This is a genomic window from Streptomyces sp. NBC_00988, assembly GCF_045162645.1.
Classification (GTDB): Bacteria; Actinomycetota; Actinomycetes; order Streptomycetales; family Streptomycetaceae; genus Streptomyces.
Genome location: NZ_CP108730.1, coordinates 1,070,012 through 1,092,272 on the forward strand (window position 1 = coordinate 1,070,012; position 22,261 = coordinate 1,092,272).

The 22,261-nt window shown below is 70.4% G+C and carries 20 protein-coding genes, 2 pseudogenes and 1 riboswitch; of the genes and pseudogenes, 9 read left to right on the forward strand and 13 right to left on the reverse strand.

What is annotated here, in order from left to right; genetic code table 11:
* The first annotated feature begins 36 nt into the window (after positions 1-36).
* The 3 genes from OG496_RS05045 (at position 37) to OG496_RS05055 (ending at position 3,193) form a co-directional block, all read left to right on the forward strand.
* Positions 37-2,286: an FUSC family protein gene (locus OG496_RS05045; protein WP_405969752.1), complete on the forward strand. Its 2,250-nt coding sequence runs from the start codon at positions 37-39 to the stop codon at positions 2,284-2,286.
* A 28-nt stretch (positions 2,287-2,314) separates the two neighbouring features.
* A complete protein-coding gene (locus OG496_RS05050) occupies positions 2,315-2,494 on the forward strand; it encodes a hypothetical protein (protein WP_399388450.1) in 180 nt (59 codons plus the stop codon).
* A gap of 249 nt (positions 2,495-2,743) precedes the next feature.
* Positions 2,744-3,193: a cyclic nucleotide-binding domain-containing protein gene (locus OG496_RS05055; protein ID WP_366492431.1), complete on the forward strand. Its 450-nt coding sequence runs from the start codon at positions 2,744-2,746 to the stop codon at positions 3,191-3,193.
* Positions 3,194-3,195: 2 nt separating this feature from the next.
* Here OG496_RS05055 and OG496_RS05060 read toward each other — a convergent pair whose 3' ends face one another.
* Both OG496_RS05060 and OG496_RS05065 read right to left on the reverse strand, forming a co-directional pair.
* On the reverse strand, positions 3,196-4,518 hold the full coding sequence (locus OG496_RS05060; protein WP_405969753.1) for an MFS transporter: 1,323 nt from the start codon (positions 4,516-4,518) through the stop codon (positions 3,196-3,198).
* Positions 4,519-4,597: 79 nt separating this feature from the next.
* On the reverse strand, positions 4,598-5,209 hold the full coding sequence (locus OG496_RS05065) for a LysE/ArgO family amino acid transporter (RefSeq protein ID WP_405969754.1): 612 nt from the start codon (positions 5,207-5,209) through the stop codon (positions 4,598-4,600).
* A gap of 69 nt (positions 5,210-5,278) precedes the next feature.
* Here OG496_RS05065 and OG496_RS05070 point away from each other — a divergent pair, with 69 nt between their 5' ends.
* On the forward strand, positions 5,279-6,181 hold the full coding sequence (locus OG496_RS05070; protein ID WP_405976562.1) for a LysR family transcriptional regulator ArgP: 903 nt from the start codon (positions 5,279-5,281) through the stop codon (positions 6,179-6,181).
* Positions 6,182-6,287: 106 nt separating this feature from the next.
* Here the strand turns inward: OG496_RS05070 and OG496_RS05075 are convergent, their stop codons facing one another.
* Complete coding sequence (locus tag OG496_RS05075) at positions 6,288-6,995, reverse strand: TetR/AcrR family transcriptional regulator (RefSeq protein WP_405969755.1); 708 nt, start codon at positions 6,993-6,995, stop codon at positions 6,288-6,290.
* A gap of 128 nt (positions 6,996-7,123) precedes the next feature.
* On the opposite strand from OG496_RS05075, the gene OG496_RS05080 reads away from it, so the two are divergent.
* Positions 7,124-8,344 carry a saccharopine dehydrogenase family protein gene (locus OG496_RS05080; protein ID WP_405969756.1) on the forward strand — a complete coding sequence of 407 codons (1,221 nt, stop codon included), beginning with the start codon at positions 7,124-7,126 and terminating at the stop codon, positions 8,342-8,344.
* Positions 8,345-8,386: 42 nt separating this feature from the next.
* On the opposite strand, the gene OG496_RS05085 is transcribed toward OG496_RS05080, so the two are convergent.
* The 5 genes from OG496_RS05085 to OG496_RS05105 all read right to left on the reverse strand — a co-directional run bounded on the left by OG496_RS05085 (position 8,387) and on the right by OG496_RS05105 (position 13,728).
* On the reverse strand, positions 8,387-10,213 hold the full coding sequence (locus tag OG496_RS05085; RefSeq protein WP_405969757.1) for an ATP-binding protein: 1,827 nt from the start codon (positions 10,211-10,213) through the stop codon (positions 8,387-8,389).
* Positions 10,210-10,908, reverse strand: a complete 699-nt coding sequence (locus tag OG496_RS05090) for a response regulator (protein ID WP_405969758.1) — start codon at positions 10,906-10,908, stop codon at positions 10,210-10,212. The genes OG496_RS05085 and OG496_RS05090 overlap by 4 nt, the downstream gene beginning before the upstream one ends.
* Positions 10,909-10,926: 18 nt before the next feature.
* A complete protein-coding gene (locus tag OG496_RS05095) occupies positions 10,927-11,673 on the reverse strand; it encodes a L,D-transpeptidase family protein (protein ID WP_405969759.1) in 747 nt (248 codons plus the stop codon).
* A 41-nt stretch (positions 11,674-11,714) separates the two neighbouring features.
* Positions 11,715-13,139 (reverse strand): M1 family metallopeptidase, encoded by a 1,425-nt coding sequence (locus OG496_RS05100; RefSeq protein WP_405969760.1) that lies wholly within the window; start codon positions 13,137-13,139, stop codon positions 11,715-11,717.
* Positions 13,140-13,248: 109 nt separating this feature from the next.
* A complete protein-coding gene (locus OG496_RS05105) occupies positions 13,249-13,728 on the reverse strand; it encodes an RrF2 family transcriptional regulator (RefSeq protein WP_405969761.1) in 480 nt (159 codons plus the stop codon).
* 166 nt (positions 13,729-13,894) lie between these two features.
* Here OG496_RS05105 and OG496_RS05110 point away from each other — a divergent pair, with 166 nt between their 5' ends.
* Both OG496_RS05110 and OG496_RS05115 read left to right on the forward strand, forming a co-directional pair.
* A complete protein-coding gene (locus OG496_RS05110; protein ID WP_399388465.1) occupies positions 13,895-14,371 on the forward strand; it encodes a nuclear transport factor 2 family protein in 477 nt (158 codons plus the stop codon).
* A gap of 71 nt (positions 14,372-14,442) precedes the next feature.
* A complete protein-coding gene (locus OG496_RS05115) occupies positions 14,443-15,126 on the forward strand; it encodes an NADPH-dependent F420 reductase (protein ID WP_405969762.1) in 684 nt (227 codons plus the stop codon).
* A gap of 130 nt (positions 15,127-15,256) precedes the next feature.
* Here OG496_RS05115 and OG496_RS05120 read toward each other — a convergent pair whose 3' ends face one another.
* Positions 15,257-16,321 (reverse strand): enoyl-CoA hydratase/isomerase family protein, encoded by a 1,065-nt coding sequence (locus tag OG496_RS05120; RefSeq protein WP_405969763.1) that lies wholly within the window; start codon positions 16,319-16,321, stop codon positions 15,257-15,259.
* A pseudogene (locus tag OG496_RS05125) lies at positions 16,318-16,452 on the reverse strand (acyl-CoA dehydrogenase family protein); the annotation flags it as partial. The pseudogene OG496_RS05125 and the gene OG496_RS05120, both read right to left, overlap by 4 nt.
* Here OG496_RS05125 and OG496_RS05130 point away from each other — a divergent pair.
* Positions 16,450-17,688: pseudogene (locus OG496_RS05130) on the forward strand (hypothetical protein); the annotation flags it as partial. The pseudogenes OG496_RS05125 and OG496_RS05130 sit on opposite strands and share 3 nt — an antisense overlap.
* A 349-nt stretch (positions 17,689-18,037) precedes the next feature.
* Positions 18,038-18,169: riboswitch (cobalamin riboswitch) on the reverse strand.
* Between the two features lie 93 nt (positions 18,170-18,262).
* Here OG496_RS05130 and OG496_RS05135 read toward each other — a convergent pair.
* A complete protein-coding gene (locus tag OG496_RS05135) occupies positions 18,263-19,831 on the reverse strand; it encodes an oleate hydratase (protein WP_405969764.1) in 1,569 nt (522 codons plus the stop codon).
* 229 nt (positions 19,832-20,060) lie between these two features.
* Positions 20,061-20,807: an SDR family oxidoreductase gene (locus tag OG496_RS05140; RefSeq protein WP_405969765.1), complete on the reverse strand. Its 747-nt coding sequence runs from the start codon at positions 20,805-20,807 to the stop codon at positions 20,061-20,063.
* A 96-nt stretch (positions 20,808-20,903) separates the two neighbouring features.
* Here OG496_RS05140 and OG496_RS05145 point away from each other — a divergent pair, with 96 nt between their 5' ends.
* Positions 20,904-21,767 (forward strand): LysR family transcriptional regulator, encoded by an 864-nt coding sequence (locus tag OG496_RS05145; RefSeq protein WP_405969766.1) that lies wholly within the window; start codon positions 20,904-20,906, stop codon positions 21,765-21,767.
* Between the two features lie 73 nt (positions 21,768-21,840).
* Here OG496_RS05145 and OG496_RS05150 read toward each other — a convergent pair whose 3' ends face one another.
* Complete coding sequence (locus OG496_RS05150; RefSeq protein WP_405969767.1) at positions 21,841-22,257, reverse strand: DUF5958 family protein; 417 nt, start codon at positions 22,255-22,257, stop codon at positions 21,841-21,843.
* Positions 22,258-22,261: the final 4 nt, after the last annotated feature.

Consider the following 22,261-nt stretch of genomic DNA (forward strand, 5'->3'; position numbering starts at 1 on the left):
CGGATCTTGATGTGAACCTGGGGAGAGTACGGCGGCGTGAGGGCAGCGGGACGGGCGGCGTGGGCACGGGTGCGGTATCGCGTCGCGGCGTCCGATCCCGGACTGCTGCGGCTGACGGCCGGACTGCGGACGGTGGCCTCGATCGCCCTCACGCTGACCGTGCTCTCCCTGCTGCACGCCTCCGTGCCGCATCTGGTCGCCGGCGCGATGGCGGCGATGGTCTCCACGTTCGCCATCCGCGAGAAACAGCGCACCCAGCAGGCGGTGACGCTCGCACTGGGACTGCCGGTGGCACTGGCCTCGGTGTCGCTGAGCGCGCTGCTGAACTCCCGGGTGGTCGCCGGTGACGTCTTCTTCGTCCTGCTGATCTTCGGCGCCGTCTACAGCCGCCGGTTCGGCGAACGCGGCACGGCCCTCGGTCTGATCGGCTTCCAGATCTACTTCCTGTCCCTGTTCGTCGGCGCGACCGTCTCCGCACTGCCTCGGCTCTACGGCGTGATCGGCGTCGCCTTCGCGTGCAGCGCGCTGGTGCGGTTCGCGCTGGTGCCGGAGACGCCCACGGGGACGCTGGACCGGCTGCGGCGGGCGTTCCGGGCGCGGTTCGCCCAACTCGTCACCGCGCAGCTCGCGTTGCTCGACGCCGGCCCCGACGACATGGAGAAGGCCCTCGTCGACGTACGGGAGGGCACCGCGCGCCTGCACGAGACGGCGCTGCTGATCCAGGGCCGGCTGGAGGACGGCACCTCCGACGAGACGGTGGCACGGCTCGTGCAGCGCCGTATCGCGGACGCCGAGGTCGCCGCCGAACGGCTCGGTCTCCTGCTGCTGACCGCCCGTAGCGCCGAGCGGGGGCACACCCTCACCCTGCATCTGCCGGGCGCACCGGTCCCCCTGGCCGACCGGCTGCCGGTGCGGGACGAGGCGACCGACACGCTGCGCCGCGATCTGGAGGCGCTGCGCCTGCTCGTCCTGCGGCCGGCGGGCACGGACTCGGGTACCGGGCTGGCGCATGTGCGCAACCGGCTGCTCGGTTATCGCGAGGAGGAGAACCTGCCGCCCGCCCCGGACGCCGTCCAGGACGTGTTCCGGGGCATCGGGGAGGCAGGGCGTGCGGTGCTGGGGCTGCGGATCGCCGTGGACGGGCCGCAGGACGAGTCGGAGGACACGCCCGCGACAACCCGCTCGCGCGAGGAGCTGGACGCGGAGGACGTCGCCATCGCGGGCAGCGAGGAGGCCGAGCAGGAGGACGCGGAGCGCACCGGGCTAAGGCGGCCGACCACGCGGGCCGCCGTGCAGGTCGCCGTCGGATCCTCCCTGGCCATCATCGGCGGCGAGTTCCTGTCCAGTCAGCGCTGGTACTGGGCGGTGCTGACCTGCTGGATCGTGTTCCTCAACACCTCGTCCACGGGCGAGATCCTCGTCAAGGGCTACCGGCGGCTGCTGGGCACGGTCCTGGGTGTCGTGGCCGGCATCGGGCTCGCGGGCCTGGTCGGTCATCACACGTGGACGGCGTTCGCCCTGGTGCTGCTGTTCATCTTCGCGATGTTCTACACGGCACCGCTGTCGTACACCCTGATGTCCTTCTTCGTCACCGCGATGCTGGGCCTGCTCTACACGCTGCTGCACACCTACAGCGCGTCGGTGCTGCTGCTGCGGATCGAGGAGACGGCGCTCGGCGCGGCCTGCGGGGTGGTCGCGGCGGCGCTGGTGCTGCCGGTGCACACGGACCGCCGTACGAACGAACTGCTCGGCACCGTGCTGGCGCGGCTCACGGACGTCACCGAGGCCGCCGTCGACCAGCTCAGCGGCGGGGCCGCGGCCGAACTGCTCGACAAGGCACGGGACTTGGACCAGGCGCTGGCCGATCTGAGCGCGTCCACGCAGCCGTTGACGCACCCGATCACGCCGTTGCGGGCGCGGCGGGACACGGCGCGGTATGTCGTCGCGCTGCTGGAGACCTGCGCGTATCACGCGCGGTATCTGGCGGCGACCGCCGAGCTGCTGCCCACGCATCCGTCGATAGCGGCCGATCCCCGGCTGCGTGAGGCGGGGCGCCGGATCGTGCACAACATCGGGGTGATCGGCGCGTACGTCGCCGACGGGGACGGTGTCGGCGAGATCGAGACCGGGCCGAGCATCGCGTCCCTGCTGCGGCCCGGGACACCGGGGACCCCGCGCTACGGGCGCGTCACGGACCGTGTGCTGCGGCATCTGCAGCGCCTCGACGAGGCCGTGACCGGCCTGGCCCGGCCGCTCGGCGTGCCGATCGCGGCGCCGGTGAAGTGAACTGCGCGCGCCTGGGTAGGCGACGGACATGACTGATGTCGTGGACTCGGACGAACTGTTGCGGCGCATCCAGCGGGCCCGGGCCTTCGCCGCCCAGGAGGTGCAGACGTGGTCGCAAGAGGGCGACGCCGTGAGGGAAGTGGCCTACGAGGCCGTTCTGCGGGTGCTGGACGAGATCGTGGCCCCCGGTCGGCATGCCGCGAAGTGAAACCGGTCACGCGACCGGTTGAACTGGGTACGAAATGCCCGTCGATGGTTTACGGTTCATTCATACGTGGATACGGGGTCGACCGTACCGTCCCCCGAGCCACCGCTTACGGCCCTGGCTGGTCTCCCCCGTCCAGCCAGGGCTTTTTCATGCCCCGATTCCGTCCCCCGAGGTGCCCGGGACGTCGACAGAGGCTGAAATGGGCGTAGGGAGAATTCCGGATCCGCTGCCGGCGAGGAGCCCTGTGCCATGACCAAAGCGATAAAACTGCTGACCGCCCTGCCCCAGGCCCAGCGCGAACGGCTGATGGAGGTCGCGCGGGAGGTCTCGTTCGCCGAGGACTCCAGGATCTTCGAGGCGGGCGGCACGGCCGACCGCTTCTGGGTCGTCCGCTCCGGCGCCGTCTCGCTCGACCAGCAGGTCACCCCGCAGCAGCGGGTCACCGTGGCCACGCTCGGCGCGGGCGACCTGCTCGGCTGGTCGTGGCTGTTCCCGCCGTACCAGTGGGACTTCGGCGCGGAGGCGTTCAGTGCCGTGCGGGCCTACGAGTTCGACGCCTCGGCCGTGCTCGCCCTGTGCGTGGAGGATCCACTGCTCGGGCTGTCCCTGGTCCGGATCGTCGCGGAGATCCTCGCGCACCGGCTGGCGATGACCCGCAGCAAGCTGATGGAGCACTACGCGCTCCATCGGCCGGTGTGAGGTCAGATTCGGTAGCGGCGCAGCGCCGGGACCGCGGCGGCCAGGGCCAGCATGATGACGATGACCAGGATGCCGCCGCCGGCGACCGCCGTACGCGTGCCGAGGGCCGAACCGGCCGTGCCGTGCAGGACGTCGGCGAGGCGCGGGCCACCGGCCACCACCACGGTGAAGACGCCCTGCATACGGCCGCGCATCTCGTCGGTCGCGGCGGACAGCAGGATCGCCCCGCGGAACACCATGGAGACCATGTCGGCGACACCGGCGGCCGCCAGGAAGGCCACGCCGATCCACAGGTTGCTGCTCAGCCCGAAGCCGGTGATGGCCGCTCCCCAGGCGACGACCGCGCCGATCACCATCCAGCCGTGCCGGCGCGCCCGCGAGAACGTCCCGGAGAACAGTCCGCCGACCACCGCGCCGATGGGGATCGCCGCGAACAGCATGCCGAGGGCGAGGCCCTCGCCGTAGGGCGCGTAGGTCTGGGCGGCGAGTTGCGGGAACAGGGCGCGGGGCATGCCGAAGACCATCGCGATGATGTCGGCGAGGAAGGACAGCAGCAGCACCTTGTGCAGCGAGATGTAGCGGAAGCCTGCGGCGACCTCGCGCCAGCCCGCGCGGCGCGGTGTCGCGGACTCCAGGGGCGGCAGCGAGGGCAGCTTGACGACCGCCCAGAGCGTCACGCACAGGGCCAGCGCGTCGATGAGATACAGCTCGGGCAGGCCGATGACCGGGATGAGGACGCCCGCGAGGAGCGGTCCGACGACCTGCCCTGTCTGCATGACGGTCGAGCCGAGGGCGTTGGCCGCGGGCAGCTGCCCGGCGGGGACCAGGCGGGCGATGGAGGCGTTGCGGGCGGGCGCGTTGAGGCCCCAGAAGGCCTGCTGCATGGCGAGCAGCACCATCAGCGCGGTCACCGAGTTGAGCCCGGTGGCCGCCTGGACCCAGAACAGCACCGAGGTCACGGCTATGCCGCTGTTGGTGATCAGCAGCAGTTTGCGGCGGTCCATGCTGTCGGCGAGCGAGCCGCCCCACAGCGCGAACACGATGAGCGGCAGCAGGCCGGCCATGCTGGCGGCGCCGACCCAGGCGGAGGAGCCGGTGATGTCGTAGATCTGCTTGGGTACGGCGACGGCGGTGAGCTGGCTGCCGACGGCCGTGACGATGGTCGAGGACCACAGACGGCGGTAGGCGGGGATGCGCAGGGGGCGGGTGTCCATCGCCCAGCGGCGCCAGCCGCGCCGGGGGCCGGTCGCCGGATCCCGGTCTTTCTGCGACTCTTTCCGCGATTCGGGTTCCGTGCCGCTGTCGGTGCTCTCGCTCGTGTCCACTGGCTTCCTGGTTGCTCGCTACATCTAATCGACCAGGGTTCACTATCGCAGCACCGGCTGTTGCTGCCGAATCCCCATCTCACGCTCCGGCCACCAGCGTTGCGCCGAGACCGATCATCGTCGCGGCGACCAGGCCGTCCAGCACCCGCCAGGCCGAGGGCTTGGCGAGGAAACGGCTGAGCAGGCGGGCGCCGAAGCCGAGCGCGGTGAACCAGCACAGGCTGGCGCAGACGGCGCCGAGTCCGAAGGTCCAGCGCAGCGGGCCGCGGGCGGCGGCGATGGAGCCGAGCAGGAACACGGTGTCCAGGTAGACGTGTGGGTTGAGCCAGGTCATCGCCAGGCAGGTGAGGACGGCCCGGCGGCGCGAGCCGGTCGACTCGCCCTCGGCCTGCAGGGCGGCGGGGCGGAAGACCCGGCGGGCGGCGAGGACGCCGTAGCAGAGCAGGAAGGCGCCGCCGATGAGCCCGACCGCCGTCAGCGCGCCCGGCCAGGCGACCACGACCGCGCCGACCCCGCCGACGCCCAGCGCGATGAGGAGCGCGTCCGAGAGGGCACAGATGCCGACCACGGCGAGGACCGCGTCGCGGCGGATGCCCTGGCGCAGGACGAAGGCGTTCTGGGCGCCGATGGCGACGATGAGCGAGAGGCCGGTGCCGAATCCGGCGGCCGCTGCGGAGAGGGCGTTGGTCATGCTCTCGACGCTAGGGATACCGGTGACTGGAGTACAGCTAAAGATTCTTACGTAACATTAGCGCTCGTGATGGTTTCGGAGCTTCCCCTCGACCAGGTACGGACGCTGCTCGCGGTGGTGGACGAGGGCACGTTCGACGCGGCGGCCTCCGCGCTGCATGTGACGCCCTCGGCGGTCAGCCAGCGTGTGAAGGCCCTGGAGCAGCGCACGGGCAGGGTCCTGCTCCTGCGCACCAAGCCGGTCCGGACGACGGAGTCCGGCGAGGTGGTCGTGCGCTTCGCCCGCCAACTGGCCCGCCTGGAACGGGACGCGCGCGCCGAGCTCGGCATGAGCGGCGCCGGCGAGGCGACCCGGGTGACGATCGCCGTGAACGCCGACTCCCTGGCCACCTGGTTCCTGGGCGCGCTCACCCGCGTCCCGCGCGAACTCCAGGTCTGCTTCGAACTCCGCCGCGAGGACGAGGACCATACGGCGGCTCTCCTGCGCGAGGGCCTGGTGATGGCGGCGGTCACCTCGTCCCCGGACGCCGTACCGGGGTGCTCAGTGCGCGCGTTGGGACGGATGCGCTACCTCCCGGTCGCGAGCCCGGAGTTCAAGGAGACGTATCTGGCCGGCGGCCCGCTGCGGGACACGCTGGCCGAGGCACCGGTGATCACCTTCGACCGGCTCGACGACTTCCAGGACGCCTTCGTACGGCGGCTGCGGCGCGGGCAGGGCGGTGCGAGTGCGGTACGGCATCTCGTGCCGACCTCGGAGGGGTTCGTCGAGGCCGTCGCCGCCGGCCTGGGGTGGGGCATGGTGCCGGAGATGCAGGCCGCTCCGTTGTTGAATGCCGGGCGGCTGGTCGACTTCGCGCCGGAGCGGTCGGTCGACGTACCGCTGTACTGGCAGCAGTGGAAGCTGGACTCACCGGCGCTGGCGGCCGTGGCGGCGGCGGTCATGGGGACGGCGGCGGGGGCGTTGCGGGGCTGAGCGGTGCGCCGTCGTGGCTGGTCGCGCGCACACGGCGGAGCCGTATATAGACACAGCCCCGCGCCCCTTTCGGGACGCTGCCGCAGGGGGTGGACATCACGCCTGCTCAGGGGCGTGCGGACTTCAGCTGGATGGCTGCGCTGTCCAGCAGCATCTCCAACGCCGTCGGATACGCGCTGTCGACCATGCGGGACGCCAGGAGTGGGGCCGCCTCGGCGATGCGGGGGTGGGTGGTGCGGGGTAGACGGGCGTACGTCGAGCGCCACATGTCCTCGTCGGCGTGGAGCGAATCGCTCGGCAGGGCCAGGGACGCGGCGTCTAGGGCGGCGAAGGCCAGGGTCTGGTCGATGAACGCGTGGTAGATGCGCACGGTGTCCGGCAGCGGGAACCCGGCCGTGCGCAGAACGTCCAACACCGCCTCGTCGGCGGCCAGTTCATTGGCCCGGCCGGTGACCCGGCTCGCGGTGAGCTGGGCAGCCTGCGGGTGGGCGACGTACGCGGCGTGGATGCGCAGGCCGATCGCGCGCAGGTCGGCGCGCCACTCCCCCGTCGGCTCCCAGCCGCGCAGCGCCTGTCCGACGAGGGCGTCGCCGATGGCGAGGGTCAGTTCGTCCATGCCGCGGAAGTAGCGGTAGAGCGTGCTGGGGTCGGCGTCCAGGGCCAGGCCCAGGCGGCGGGCGGTGAGGCCCGCGCTGCCGTGTTCGCGCAGCATGCGCAGGGCCGTGTCGACGATCATCTGCTCGGAGAGGACCGTGCCGCTCTTGGTGGGACGGCGCCGTCGCCGCTTCTCCTCGGACACCACCGGTTTCGGCATCACGGCCTCCCAGTCCTCTTATGCCAACGCCATTGACCTTATCCGTGCGACCGGCGTTGTATCTCCGGCAGGGGCCCCACCGACTTTCGTGACGTGCCGGGGATATCGGCAGTGAAGGAGTTCTTGTCATGCGTGTACTGCTCGTGGGAGCCGGTGGTGTGGGGACCGCGGTCACGCGGATCGCGGCCCGGCGTCCGTTCTTCGACGCGATGGTGGTCGCCGACTACGACCTGTCCCGCGCGGAGGCCGCGGTCGCCGCGCTCGGGGTGGACGGCGCCCGGTTCCGCGCCGAGCGGCTGGACGCGAGCGACGAGGAGGCGGTCGTAGCGGCGCTGCGTGCGCACGAGTGCGATGTGCTGCTGAACGCGACCGACCCGCGCTTCGTCCTGCCCCTGTTCCGTGCGGCGCGTGCCGCAGGCGCCAACTACCTCGACATGGCCATGTCGTTGTCCCGGCCTCATCCGGAGCGGCCGTACGAGGAGTGCGGGGTCAAGCTCGGGGACGCGCAGTTCGCCGACGCGGACGACTGGGAGAAGGCAGGCGCGCTGGCGCTCGTCGGCATGGGTGTGGAGCCGGGGCTCTCGGACGTGTTCGCGCGGTACGCGGCCGATGAACTCTTCGACGAGATCGAGGAGATCGGCATCCGCGACGGGGCGAACCTCACCGTCGACGGCTACGACTTCGCGCCCTCCTTCAGCATCTGGACGACGATCGAGGAGTGTCTGAATCCCCCGGTCGTGTACGAGGCCGAGCGCGGCTGGTTCACGACCGAACCGTTCAGTGAGCCTGAGGTGTTCGACTTCCCCGAGGGCATCGGTCCGGTCGAGTGCGTGAACGTGGAGCACGAGGAGGTGCTGCTCGTGCCTCGCTGGGTCGACGCGCGCCGCGTCACCTTCAAGTACGGGCTCGGCAACGAGTTCATCGAGACCCTGAAGACCCTGCACCTGCTGGGACTTGACCGCACCGAGCCGGTCACCGTGCCGAGTGCCGCGGGGCCAACTGCCGTGTCGCCGCGTGATGTTGTGGCCGCCTGTCTGCCCGACCCCGCGACACTGGGCGACCGTATGCACGGCAAGACCTGTGCGGGCACGTGGGTGCGTGGCACGAAGGACGGGGCGCCGCGCGAGGTGTACCTCTACCACGTGGTCGACAACCAGTGGTCGATGGCGGAGTACGGCTCCCAGGCCGTGGTCTGGCAGACCGCGATCAACCCGGTGATCGCGCTGGAGTTGCTGGCCACGGGGGCGTGGAGCGGTTCGGGTGTGCTGGGGCCGGAGGCGTTCCCGGCCGGGCCGTTCCTGGATCTGCTGACGGAATACGGCTCGCCGTGGGGGCTGCGGGAGCAGTGACGGGCACCAACTCCACCGACGACACTGTGAATTGAGTGAGCGTCAATCTCCCTCTGGCGCAGCGGAGTTCGGCAGGCGCAGCGTGAACACGGAACCGGCGCCGGGTTCGCTCGTCGCCTCGACCGTGCCGTCGTGGGCGGCGACCAGGTCGCGGACGATGGACAGGCCCAGGCCGCTGCCTCCGGTGCGGCGGCTGCGGGACTGGTCGGCGCGCCAGAAGCGTTCGAAGACGTGCGCGAGGTTCTCGGGCGCGATGCCGGTGCCGGTGTCGGCGACGGTCAGGACGATGTCGTCGCCGTCGCGCCATGTGGTCACGGTGACGGTGCCGTCGGCCGGGGTGTGGCGCAGGGCGTTGGACACGAGGTTGCCGAGGACCTGGCGCATGCGGACCGGATCCGCCTCCAGCCAGAGGGAGTTGTCCGTCTTGCCGGTGAGGGCGACCCCGGCCGTGTCGGCGGAGACGCGGTAGGCGGCGACGACCTGGTCGACGAGGTCCTCGACACGCACGGGTTCGCGGTGCAGGCGCAGGGTGCCGGCGTCGGCGGCGGCGAGGTCCTGGAGGTCGTCGATGACGCGCTGGAGGACCATCGCCTCGTCGTGCAGGGAGCCGAGGAGGGCCGGGTCGGGTTCGACGAAGCCGTCGCGGGTGACCTCAAGCCAGCCGCGGATGTTGGTGAGGGGGCTGCGGAGTTCATGGGCGATGTCGCTGACCATGGCCTTGCGCTGGGCCTCCATGCGTTCCCGGCGTTCAGTGAGGTCGTTGAACGCCTCGGCCAGGATGCCGGCCTCGTCCCGGGTCTTCACCGGTACCCGGACGTGCAGCTCCGGCGGCTGCTGGGCCGCTTCGGTCAGTGCGCGCAGGGGTCGTACGAGCCGGGTCGCGACCACCGCAGTGACGAGGACGGTGAGGGCGAGGACCGCGGCGGCCGCGCCGACGACCTTGGCCTTGTTCGCCGGGGAGACGGCGAAGCGGGGTGCGGTGGTGTTCCCGCCGCCCAGGAAGAGTTCGGCCACCGGCGCCACGTAGGGGTCGAGTTGGGCACGGCGGGCGCTGTCGGTGCAGGCCTCCGCCTTGCGTATGGCGGCCGCGTCGCCCAGCTTGCTGTACGCGCCCGTGACGTAGCGCGAGCCGAGGTTCTTGTCGAAGACGTCGACGCCGAAGTACGGGACCTTGAAGCTCACGCCTCCCTGTATCAGGCAGGGCTGGGCGCTCACGATCAGGCTCTTCAGCGCCTTGCTCTCGGTGGTGGTCGGGGTGTTGAGCTTCCCGTCGGCGCACGGCTCCGGCACAGAATCATTGGCGTCGTTGCCGTCCGCGTCGGTGAGGACGGGACGGCCGCTCGGCGTCATCGTGATGGTCGTGTCGATGCCGTTCTGCTTGAAGCACGCCTGGCGCTCCTTGGCGAGCCCCTCAAGCCGGACCCGCTCCTTCGCGGTCACCCGGTACGGGCCGACGACCCGGGGGTCGAGACCGCTGAGCTGTGCGCCGGGCTCCGTGTACGTGTCGGTGTGCAGAGGGTCGACGCTCGCGGCGGCGCGGGGCGGCAGGGAGGTGCCGTGCGGTGCGGAGTCCGCGATGAGGGCGCGGTCGGAGGTCGTGAGGGCGATGCGCCGGCCCATCTTCTTCGACAGTGCGCGGACGGTGGGTGCGACGCCCTTCCACTCGGGGTGGGTCGCGGCGTATCCGCTGAGCTGCGCGAGGATGCGCATGTCGTCCGCGAGGTCCTGGCCCTGTTCCTCCCGGATGGCCCGGGTGGTGGTCGTCACCGCGAGCCAGGCCGTCGCCCCGACGGAACAGACGGCGATCAGCACGGTGGCGACGAGCAGCCGGACCAACAACCGCTTGCGCAGCGGTATCCGGGGCCTCACGCGCGGCCGCCGCGGAGCTTGTAGCCGACGCCGAACACGGTCAGCAGCCGGACCGGCCGTCGCGGGTCGGCCTCTATCTTCTTGCGCAGGTTCATGATGTGCACGTCGACGGCCCGTTCCGTGGAAGCCCGGTCGAGGCCCCGGGTGTACTGGAGCAACTGCCGCCGGGAGAAGACCCGTTCGGGTTCGGCGATCATGGCGAGGAGGATCTCGAACTCGGCCGGTGTGCAGTCGACGGGCGCCCCGTCGCAGCGCACCTCGTGCCGTACCGCGTCGACGGACAGCCCCGCCGCCCGTACGACGGTGTCCTCCTGCCGGTCCTCGGTGGTGCGGCCGCTGCGCCGCAGGACCGTGCGGATGCGGGCCATCAGCTCGCGCGGGCTGTAGGGCTTGGTCATGTAGTCGTCGGCGCCGAGTTCGAGGCCGAGCAGGACGTCGTCCTCGGTGGAGCGGGCTGTGAGCATCAGGACGGGGATGTCGTCCTCGCCGCGCAGCACCCGGCACACCCCGAAGCCGTCGATCACCGGCAGCATGAGGTCGAGCACCACGAGGTCGGGTCTGAGTCTCCGGGCCGCCTCGATGGCGGCGGCCCCGTCGTGGACCACTGTCGCGGTGTGGCCTTCCGTCAGCAGGGAGCGTCGTATCAGCTCGGCCTGCATCTCGTCGTCCTCGGCGACCAGCACATGTGCGCACACCTGGCGGATCCTAAGCGGTCAGTGGTCGAGTGCGGCGGCGTCGCCCATGACGACGACGGGGTGCCGGGCCGGGTCCAGGGTGCGCAGGAGTTCCTTCATGTGGTCCTCGGCGATGCTGACGCAGCCGTGGGTGGGGCCGCCGTGGTCGACGTGGATCCAGATGCCGCCGCCGCGCGAGGCGCCGAGCGGGCGGGTCCAGTCGAGGGGTGAAGTACCGGGCTGCCGGTTGTAGTTGATGGCGATCACGTAGTCGAAGGACCCGGCGAGGGGTTCGCCCTCGAAACCGGTGCCGGGCGAGACGAAGCCCGTCCCGTGGTCGTACGACAGCTTGGTGCCGGGGTCCTTGAGCAGTCCGCCCGCGTCGGTGAGCGAATAGACACCGATCGGCGAGCGCAGGTCACCGGCCATGTGGTGGTCGGACCAGCCCTTGAGCGCGTTGTGCGCGGCCCAGCTCGCGGTCTGCTGCCAGCCGTCGTCGGTGCGCTCGTACAGGGCGAGGGTGGAGAGGGGCGAGTCCTCGCCCCGGCCGGTCACCAGGACGACCTGTTCGGTGCTCGCCGGTATGCGCGCCAGCATCTTCGGCCCCACGCCCGGGAGTTGGCGGGGCGCCGCCTCGGCGGATATCTCCGACGAGGGCGACGGCGCGGACGAGGAGGCGGGAGTGGGGGCGGACGTGTGGTCCGTCGCCGCCAGCGCACCGCCGCCGCATCCCGTGAGGAGAACGGATGCGGCGACGAGTGCGACCGAGGGAATACGAGTGATCATGAGTCGACGATGACCGACACATGTGAGGAACTCGTCAGCTCCTACGGCTTGGTCGGCTTGCCTTTCGTGTAGAGCCAGGTGTGGAAGAGGGCATCCAGGCTTGTGCCCGATTTCCGCTCCGCCAGGCTGACGAACTGCGCGGTGGTTCCGTGCCCGTAGCGGTGTGCGCCCGCCCAGTCCCGCAGGATCGCGAAGAAGGTCTTGTCGCCGACGGCCAGGCGCAGTTCGTGCAGGGCCATGGCGCCGCGGGCGTAGACCGGCGTGCCGAAGATGTTCGCGCCGCTGCCCGGGTCGCCGGGCGGGAACGCCCACAGGTCGTCGGTCGCCTTGCGGGCGTACAGCGCGTCGAAGGTCTGCTGGGCGGTCTTGCCGCCGTGCTGCTCGCTGTAGAGCCACTCCGTGTAGGTCGCGAAGCCCTCGTTGAGCCAGATGTCCTTCCAGGCGGTGAGGGACACGGAGTCCCCGAACCACTGGTGGGCGTTTTCGTGCACGAGGGTGCTGAGGTCCGGCGCCGAGTCGTAGATCGGCCGCCCCTGCGTCTCCAGCGCGTACCCGACGTCCGGCGCGTGGTCGACGATCGACCCGGCCGAGCGGAACGGGTACGGCCCGAACAGCTTGCTCTCCCACTCCAGGACGGAGGGCAGTTTCTTCAACACCGGTGCTGCGGCGGCGGCTTCACGCGGATCGACGGCGTTGTACACCTTCACACCGTCGCGGGTGGTGTACTGCTCGACCTTGAACTTCCCGACCGTCGCGGTGGCGAGGTAGGCGGCCATCGGCTCCGGCGCGTGCCAGCGGAACGTGGTCTTACCGTGCGCGGTCCGCTGCCCGAGGAGCACGCCGTTGGCGACCGCGGTGCGCCCCTGCGGGACCGTGATCGTGAAGTCGTACGACGACTTGTCCTTGGGGTGGCTGTTCGCCGGGAACCACGTCATCGCGCCCTGCGGCTCACCGGCCACGAAGGCGCCGTCGTCGGTGGCGATCCAGCCGTCGGCCGAGCCGTCCGGGTCGGTGACCTGCTTGGGGACGCCGCTGTACGTGACGGTGACCTGGAACCGCTGCCCCTTGCGGACGGCCCGGCGCGGGGTGACGACGAGTTCCTGTCCGTCGCGGCGGAAGTCCGCCTTGGCGCGGTCGACGGTGAGACCGGTGACCTTGAGGCCCTTGAAGTCGAGGTCGAAGCGGGTGAGCTTCTCGGTGGCGCGGGCGGTGAGGACCGCCTTGCCGTCGAGCCGGCGGCTCGTCGGGTCGTAACGGAGCGTCAGGTCGTAGTGGGCGACGTGGTAGCCGCCGTTGCCGGAGAGCGGGAAGTACGGGTCTCCCGCGCCGGCCGAACCGATCGTCGTGGCGCCTGCGGGCGCGGCGGCCGCGAGCAGGGCCGCGAGGGCGACGGGAACGGTGGCCACGACTGCGCTGCGGCGGAGGACAGCGGTGCGTCTTGTGGACTGCTGCCGGAGTTGCGTCACATGCGCTCCTACGGGTGAGGGGGGTTGATCATCCGCCTCAGAGACTAGGCCGCCGACTCCGTGTGGATCCCTCTAGTTAAAGCAAACTTGTTCGGCACTTGGTGAGCGGCTAGTGGCCGCGCGCGAGGAGCGGCGGTTCCGGAGCCGGAGTGGCGGCGGCCCGGTCGATGGCGCGCAGTTCGTCGAGGCTGTCGGCGAGGGTGCGGCCCGCCAGTGCGTGGAGGACGGCCGCCTCGGTCTCGTCGGTGAGCCTGAGGAAGTACTCGGCGGAGTGGTTGGTGACCAGGCACTCCCGGGGTCCTTCCCGCCGGGGGGCCCACAGCGGCTTGTCGCCGACGGACGAGCGGTAGATCTCCTCCAGCGTGATCCGGTCCGCGGGTCGGCCGAGGCGGACACCTCCGCTGCGGCCCTTGATGGACGCGACGAGACCGTCCTGCACCAGCGGGACCATCAGCTTGCGCACCAGGCTCGGGTTCGTGTCCAGACTCCTGGCGAGCTGGGTCGAGCTGAGGACGGGGCTGCCCGACTCCTCGGCATGGCCCAGCAGGAGCATGGCCTTCAGCGCGCTGGAGAACCGCACGTCCAGCATGGTCGTACCCCTTTTCTTCCGCCTCGTCCGCCGCTCGGTCCGGTTGAGTCCCGATGCACCCATATTAGCAACTCTTACTGTTGCACTTCTGTCGAAGGATATGTACTTTTCACACATGCATATTGCGGCCGCCCCAGGCGCCCGCCTGAGAGAACCGGAGAACGCCATGAGCACCGAGACCGAGATAAGGCAGATCGTTTCCCGCTACACCCGGGCCGCCGACCAGCGCGACGGCGAGGCGCTGGCGCAGCTCTACGAGGCCGACGCGGTCGTCGAGGTCCACTACCACCGCGGGCCCGACGGGACGGAGCTGCTGGGCAAGCTCTCCGGCGGAGCGCAGATCGCGGCGGCCATGTCCACGGCCATGGCACCGCACCCGCCGCTGGGCTGGAGCCACCACACCACCTACGACCACCTGGTCTCCGTCGACGGCGACGAGGCCAGTATCGACACCCAGTTCATCACCTTCGACGTCGTCGGAGCCGGGAAGCCCGAGGGCGGCTGGCCCGCCGGCACGTTCGGCGCGCAGGGCACCATCAAGCCGATCGAGTCCGGGTACTACCGCTTCACCTTCCGGCGGACCGACGGGGTGTGGCGGATCCGGCACCAGGACGTCATCCACGACATCCCGTACGTCTTCTGATCACCCGGCGGCTCGTCATCGATTTCAGCAGTCACCGCTGATCGGCACTCAATCGGGAGGTTGTTCCCGGCATGGCGACACTTGGACTCATCGGCAGTGGAAACATCGGCAGCACACTCGCCCGGCTGGCGGTCGACGCCGGACTGGACGTCGTGCTGAGCAACTCGCGGGGGCCGGGGACGCTTTCCGGCCTCGTGGACGAACTGGGGTCGCAGGCCCGTGCGGCAACTCCCGCGCAAGCGGCGGCCGTTGGGGACTGGGTGGTCGTGACGATCCCGGTCGGCGCCGTGGGGACGGTTCCCCGGGAGCCCCTCGTCGGCAGGACGGTCATCGACACCGGCAACTACTTCGCACCGCGCGACGGCACCATCCCGGAACTCGAAGCGCGGGAACTCACCGACAGCGAACTGCTCCAGCGGCACCTGGTCGAGGCGCACGTCGTGAAGGCGTTCAACAACATCAACTACCAACACCTCAGGGCGTTGCCGCGCCCCGTGAACGCGGCCGATCGCACGTCCCTGCCGATCGCCGGCGACGACCCGGGCGCGAAGAAGCATGCCACCGAGTTGCTCTCGCTGCTCGGATTCGACGCCGTGGACATGGGACCGCTCGCCGAAAGCTGGCGCTCGCAGGTGGGCGCCCCGGTCTTCTGCGCGCCGTACTCGGTGACCAAGGGCGACCGATACAGGAACCAGCCGGCCGCGCCCGCGTCCGCCGACGAGATCCGCGCGGCGCTGGCGGCGGCACGACGCTGAGCCACCGCCTGGGTCAGGGCAGCATGGTCATCACCACGTCCGCGCCGGTGCCGACCTCCATCTCCAGGGTGAGGGCCGCCCATGTGTCCCAGTCCGATGAACGTTGTTACGGTCCTGCCCACCACGACAACTACTGAGTGATGTCCGGTACGGCGAGGCCGAGTTCGCGCTCGCCGAGGGGTGCGAAGAAGCGTTCGACGTCCGCGTCGGTGACCTCGGCGAGCGAGGGCGGTGACCAGTGCGGGGTGCGGTCCTTGTCGATGACCTGGGCACGGATGCCCTCCACCAGGTCGGGGGTGGCCAGGGCAGCGCAGGAGACGCGGTACTCCTGGTTCAACACGCTCTCCAGCGGGCCGAGTCGGCGAGCCCGGCGGAGTGCGACGAGGGTGACTTTCAGTGCGGTGGGCGACTTGGCGAGGAGGGTTTCGGCGGCCTGCTTCGCCGCGCTGTAGCCGTGGTCGAGGAGGCGCTGGATGATCTCCTCGACGGTGTCGGCCGCGTAGCAGGCGTCGATCCAGGCCCGTGCCTCCGCCAGTTCACCGGGGGGCGCTTCGCGCGCGTACCGGCCCAGGACCTCCCGTACCGGCATGTGGGCGAAGTCGTCGAGGAGTTGGGGCAGGAACTCGGAGGGGATGTAGTGGTCGGCGAGGTCGCAGTGCAGGGCGTCGGACGCGCCCACCGAGGCTCCGGTCAGCGCCAGGTGGGTGCCGATCTCGCCGGGCGCGAGGCCGAGGAGGTAGGTACCGCCTACGTCCGGTACGAAGCCGATGCCGGTCTCGGGCATGGCGATGCGCGAGCGTTCGGTGACGATGCGGAAGCCGCCGTGCGCGGAGACGCCGACGCCGCCGCCCATGACGATGCCGTCCATGACGGCGACATACGGCTTCGGGTAGCGGGCGATACGGGAGTTGAGCCGGTACTCGTCGCGCCAGAAGGCCGCCGACGCCGAACCGTCCCCGTCCCGCGCGTCGTTGTGGATGGCGCGGATGTCGCCACCCGCGCACAGGCCCCGCTCCCCCGCGCCCGTGAGGACGACGGTTTCCACCGACGGGTCGTGTTCCCAAGCCGTCAGGGCCGCGTCGATACGGCGAACCATCTGGTGGGTGAGGGCGTTGAGTGCCTTGGGGCGGTTGAGGGTGAGGTACGCGGCGCGCCCCTCGACACGTACGAGTACGGAGTCGTCGGTGCCGTTCATCCGAACACCTCCGTCAGGCCGCGGGTCACGATGACGCGCATGATCTCGTTGGTTCCTTCCAGGATCTGGTGGACCCGCTGGTCGCGGACGATCTTCTCGATACCGTATGCGCTCAGGTGGCCGTAACCGCCGGGTCGGGGCTGTCCAACGAGTGGGCGTTCAGCGCGTTCGCCGCGGCGGGCACCGCCGCCGTGGACGTGACGCCCGGCGGGGACGCGAGCAAGAACGCCAGATCGGTCTACCGGACCCTTCTGTCGACGGCGAGTTGGCCCTCGGCCACCCCCGTGGTCACCGACTACGAGCGGGGGACGCTGAACGCGTACGCCGCCGGGATCGATCCGGCCCGGGTGTCCGCCGGGCGCAATCTCGTCGCGGACATCTACGGCTACTGGCAGCCGGCGGAGGCCGGCTACTTCGGTCCGTCCGCCAATTTCAACGGCACCGTCTTCGCCGCGCTGGCCCTGAACGGCGCGAAGACGCAGTCCGGAGTGCAGCGCGTCCCGCCGGCTCTGCGCGACACGATCATCACGCGGCTCCGCGCCAACCAGCACAACAACGGCGGCTGGAACTACAGCAAGGCCGAGGGCAACGCGACCCAGCTCGCGGCGACGAGCGACATCGGCATGACCGGGGCGGCGATGGCGGCCCTGTGCGTGTCGGGGGTGCCGAACACGGACACCGACATCGTGCAGGCGAAGGCGTTCCTGAAGAGCAGACTGGTCGCGGCCAGCGGCGCGATCAAACGCCCTGTTCGGCGTCAACACCGACTCCAACGGCTGGGCGGTCTCCGGTCTCAACGCCTGTGGCATCAACCCGCAGACGGGTGACTTCCTCACCTCCCTGGGCAAGACACCGTTGGACTTCCTGATCGCCCAGCAGTTCAACCCGGGCGGCGGCTTCAAGTACCTGCCCAGCGACACGAGTCCGTCTGCCTACGCCTCACTCGACGGGCTGCGCGCGGTAGTTGGCGGTGGCTTCACCGCCGCCCCGCCGACCCCGGTCACCAGCGGCGCCCCGCAGTGGGTGGGCCAGACCGCCTTCACTTCGGGTACGGCAACGAAGCTGGCGCTGACCGTGGACGACGGTGCGGGCGCCCTCGGGGTGTGCTCAGTGGCGCTCACCCCGACCGGCACCACGACGACGCTGGGCGCCGTCCTCGACGCGGCGACGAGCGCCGCCACCCCCTCGGGCTGCGTGACCGGCGTGACCCCCTCGTCCGGCACGGGCACGATCACACGCTCAATGGCAAGGCCAACAGCGGTTCCGGGACCTGGAAGGTGAGCGTCGACGGCGGCGCCTTCACCGGCGCGACCCGCGATCAGGTGATCAACGTCGGCGACACGATCGCCGTGCGCTGGGGCGCCTGACGCCGGAGCCGGGGTCGTAGGGTCGCGGCATGCGCATCGTCTCCCTGCTGCCCGCCGCGACCGACATCGTCGCCGAACTGGGGCTGTCCGCGCGGCTGGTCGGACGTACGCACGAGTGCGACTGGCCGCCGCGCGAGGTGGCCTCCGTCCCGGTGGTGACCAGTGCGGACCTGGACCAGGACCGGCTCACCAGCCGGGAGATCTCCGACGCGGTGGGCAGCTCGGCGCACAAGGGGTTGCCTTCCTGGCGTGGGCGGGCCCGCGGACGGCACCGAGCGGCCCGCGCGACGAACACGCCGGCGGGCCAGGGTTCTCGGCTTCGCGCTGCGGACCATGACAGTGGAAAGCGGTACGGAACACGACACACGCCGGGTGCCCCGACTCGCGACCCTGCCGGGCCGCACACGGTTGCAGGTCAGCGCCGGATTCCCACCGGCTTCCCCCGGTCGCACGCATAGGTGGTGCGGTTGTTGCCTTGCTGGAGCTGGTAGTGCTGCAGGTGCTCAAACCCCGGCATCTTAGGGCCAGTTGGCTTGCCGATGTCAGGGGTGTTCTCGTCCATTCGTCCGGCTGATCAGCGGCGGTGCATCGTCTGGAGGGCCTCGACCAGGACCTTCGGGTCGTGTCCGCCCTTGTAGACCGGGGGTGGTTGCCGGTCCAGGCCCAGGAGTTGGGCTACGGCGGTCCAGGCGGTGCGTACCGAGTACTCGACGGTGAAGACGACGTCGTCGGGGACCTCGGCGTACTGGCCGATGAAGGCCAGGTTGGTGGAGCCCTCCGGGACGACCTGCGGGCGGTCTCCCGAACTGCGCACCAGGAACTGGCTGGTGATGTACGGCATCAGCGCCGGGATGACGATCGAGTGGTCGAGGATCTGCGGGCCCTCCTCGAAGCGGAGGTGGTGCAGGACCTCGTCCAGGATCTCCCGGCCGGTGCACTCGCGCATCGGCTTGCGGACGAAGTCGCCCTTCCTGTCCGGAAAGAGGCCATAACCCCACCACACGAAGGTGTCCTCGGGCTGCTCGCGGAAGTGCGGCTGGTGGTTGAGGACGATGGTCAGCAGCCAGGTGGAGTCCTTGAACGTGATCAGCCCGCCCTTGCCCGCCTCGCTGCCGCTGAACCTCTCCATCACCTCGAAGAACGTCGGATCCTTCGTCGTGACCGTGAAGGACGCCCAAGTGGACTCCGTGATCGAGGAGTTGAAGACAGACGGGTCACCTACCCGGCCCGGCCTCTTCGCCGCGAGCGTCTCCCACAGCCGCCAGGATCCCCCCTCGCCGGAGGTGTCCAGCACGGGCGCGGTGTCGGTGGAACCGAGCGTGGAGTCGGCGGTCATCGAACCGTTGGTGACCAACACCAGGTCACCGGGGCCGAGCACCGTCTCCCCGCTACGGCCCGCCCGCGTCCAGGTGAGAGCCTCGACGGTGAGCGCGTCCCCCTCGGCCAGCCGCAAGTCGGTTACCCGCGTGCCGAGTTGGACGCTGACCCCCTGCTCGGTCAGCCACTTCGACAGAGGGCGCACGATGGAGTCGTACTGGTTGAAGCGGGTCCGGTAGATCCCCGACATGGAGTCGAAGGTCTTGAAGAGGTGCACGAAGCGGTTGAGGTAGCGGCGGAACTCGACCGCGCTGTGCCACGGCTCGAAGGCGAACGTGGTGCACCACATCCACCAGAAGTCCGTACGGAAGAAGCCCTCGCTGAAGCAGTCCGTGATGCGCTTGCCGTCCAGCAGCCGCTCCGGGGTGCCCACGTACTTCACCAGCTCCAGCCGGTCGCGCTCGGAGAAGCCCATGGAGTGCGTGTCGACCACCTTGCCCGCCCCGTCGACGAGGCGGGCGTGGTCGTCCCAGGCGAAGTCCTCGTGGAAGGCGAAGGTGTCCTCGGTCACCGACTTCGACGGGTCGTCGAGCGACGGGATCGAGCCCAGCAGGTCGTACGTGCAGTCGAAGTGGATCTCGAACATCCGCCCGCCACGCATCGTGTACCCGGTCTCGGGCGAACCGGCCGCGTCGAGGCTGCCGCCTTCCCGGTCCTGTTCCTCAAGCAGCAGGATGTCCGACCCCACGAACCCACCCTCACGGATCAGGAACGCCGCCGCCGACAACGCCGCGACACCACTTCCCACCAGGTAAGCCTTCGCCATGAACGCCGTCCCTCCTTGATGCCTTCACGCCGTCACGCCTTCATGCCGCGACCACGGGCGGCCCGGGCGGAGGCACGGGCACTTCACCGGCGTGCGGTCGGCTTTCCCAGCGTCGGCCGCGGGCTGGTTGCCCGCAGCGGGGCGGGGCCGAACGAGTGAGTCGGCGGTCCGGCCGTGGCGTTGGGTACGCCACCTTGGGATTTACGGCGTGGTCACCACAGGTCGCGGGCTACCAGGGAACGACCCCGTCGTCCTCGAAGAACGAGCCGGTCTGGCCTCCGTCGGGCAGCGTGGCCAGCCGGATCGCTGTGGCCGCGCCCTGCTCGGGGGTGCGGGGTCCGTGGAAGCCGGTGAAGTCGGTTGCGACCAGGCCCGGGCAGGCGGCGTTGATCAGGATGTTCGTGTCGGCCAGCTGCCGGGCGTACTGCACGGTGACGGCGTTGAGGAACGACTTCGACGGGGCGTAGGCCGCCATGACGGGGCCGATGTCGATGGCCGGGTCCGCCTGCCGGGTCAGGGAGGCGACAGCACTGGAAATGTTGACGATGCGGGGTGACGGCGAGCGCCGCAGGAGCGGCAGCATCGCGTTGGTCACCCGGATGACACCGACGACGTTGGTCTCCACGACCGTGCGGACCAGGTCGAGGTCGAGCGTGGTCGGGTCCTGGATCCAGCCCGGCCCCATGTCCCCTGAGATACCGGCGTTGTTGACCAGGACGTCCAGGCGCCCGGCCCACCGCTCGATCAGTTCCGCGGCAGCGGTGACACTCCGGTCGCCGGTCACGTCCAGCGGCACCCCGAACGCGTCCACCCCGGCGGCGTGCAGCTTCTCCACGGCACTTTCGCGCCGGGCCTCGTCGCGGGCTCCGACGCCCACCCGGTACCCGAGGGCGCCCAGCCCGGCCGCGATCTCGTACCCGATTCCCTTGTTCGCGCCGGTCACCAGCGCGGTCTTCGCGGTCTTCGTTTCGCTCATGCCGTTGATGGTCGCTCGCGGACGAGCTGTGCGGCCAACACCGTTACGGTGCCCTGTCATACCCGGTGGGTATCACCCGGAAGCTACGCTGGGGCCATGGACGCCCTGGAGACCCGCGAGTTGAGGTACTTCCTGGCCGTCGCCGAGGAACTGCACTTCGGCCGCGCCGCCGAGCGTCTCGGCATGGCCCAACCACCGTTGTCCCGGGCGATCCAGCAGCTCGAACGGCGCCTTGGCGTAAGCCTGTTGGAGCGCAACCGCCGCGGCGTCGCCCTGACCGGCGCCGGAGAGGTACTGCTGCACGAGGGCCGCGCCGCCCTCGACGCGAGCACCGCCGCCGCTCGCCGCGCCCGTCGCGCCGGTGGCGCCGACGGTCCGGGCGGCCCCCGCGACCGCCTGGTGCTGGCGGTGAAGGCCGCCGCGTCCCACGAGCTGCTGCGGAAGCTTCTCGACGCCTACGCGGCCGAGCCCGGTGCCGCCGAGATCGAGGTGCTCCCGTGCGGCATGTGCGAGCAGCCGGAGCTGCTGCGCGACGGCCGTGCCGACGTGGCGCTCATGCACGCGCCGTACAACTCCCTCGCCGGGTTCGACAGCGAGGCGCTGATGACGGAGGGGCAGATCGCCGTGCTGCCGGCCGGGCACCCTCTCGCCGCGCGCAGGACGTTGTCCCTGGCCGACGTGAGCGACATCCCCGGTCTTCCGCCCGCCCGCTGGCCCCACCACGGCACGTACCCGCCCGGCCCGGGCCCCGAGATCCACGACCAGACGCAGCTCGCCCAACTGATCGCCCTCGGACGCACCATGGCCGTCTTCCCCGACTCCGCCCGCTCCTGGCTGTGGGCCGGTCACACCGCGGTCCCCCTCACCGACGCACCCCCCGTCGTCACCCACATCGCCTGGCCCGCCCACAGCCGCTCCCTCGCCCTCGCCGGACTGGTCCGCACGGCCGTACAGCTATGACCCTCTCCGGGGTATCAAACTGACAGCCTCGCGTAAGGGGAGGGCGTGTCGCCCCGGCCCAACACCCCGCCGTTCAGCCCGAATCCACCGGCCCCGATCCCCGGACCAGCTGATGCCAGGCATGGGTGCACCCGGCGGCGCAGAACCACTCCCGGCGGCGCCCGTCTGCCACTCCGAGCAGGGCCACCAACAGCCGGAATGCCCTCACCCGCTCGTCCTGCGGCAGATTGATGATCTTTGTCAGCTGCGCGGGCAACTGCTGCCCACGCGTGATCAGGACCGCCGGAGTGTGCGTCGGCCGGATGCCGGCCAGACGCACGCTCTCGGGGCCGTCATCGACCGTCGCGCGGGCTTGGATACAGAACCCGCCCAGGTCCCGCAGGATCTCGAACTGCTCGTCCGCGCCAAGGCCCTCGAACCACTCGACCCCCTGTACGAGCGGACGCAGTCCCTGCGCGAACTCGTTGAGCTTGACCGTGCGTTCGTCCATCCAT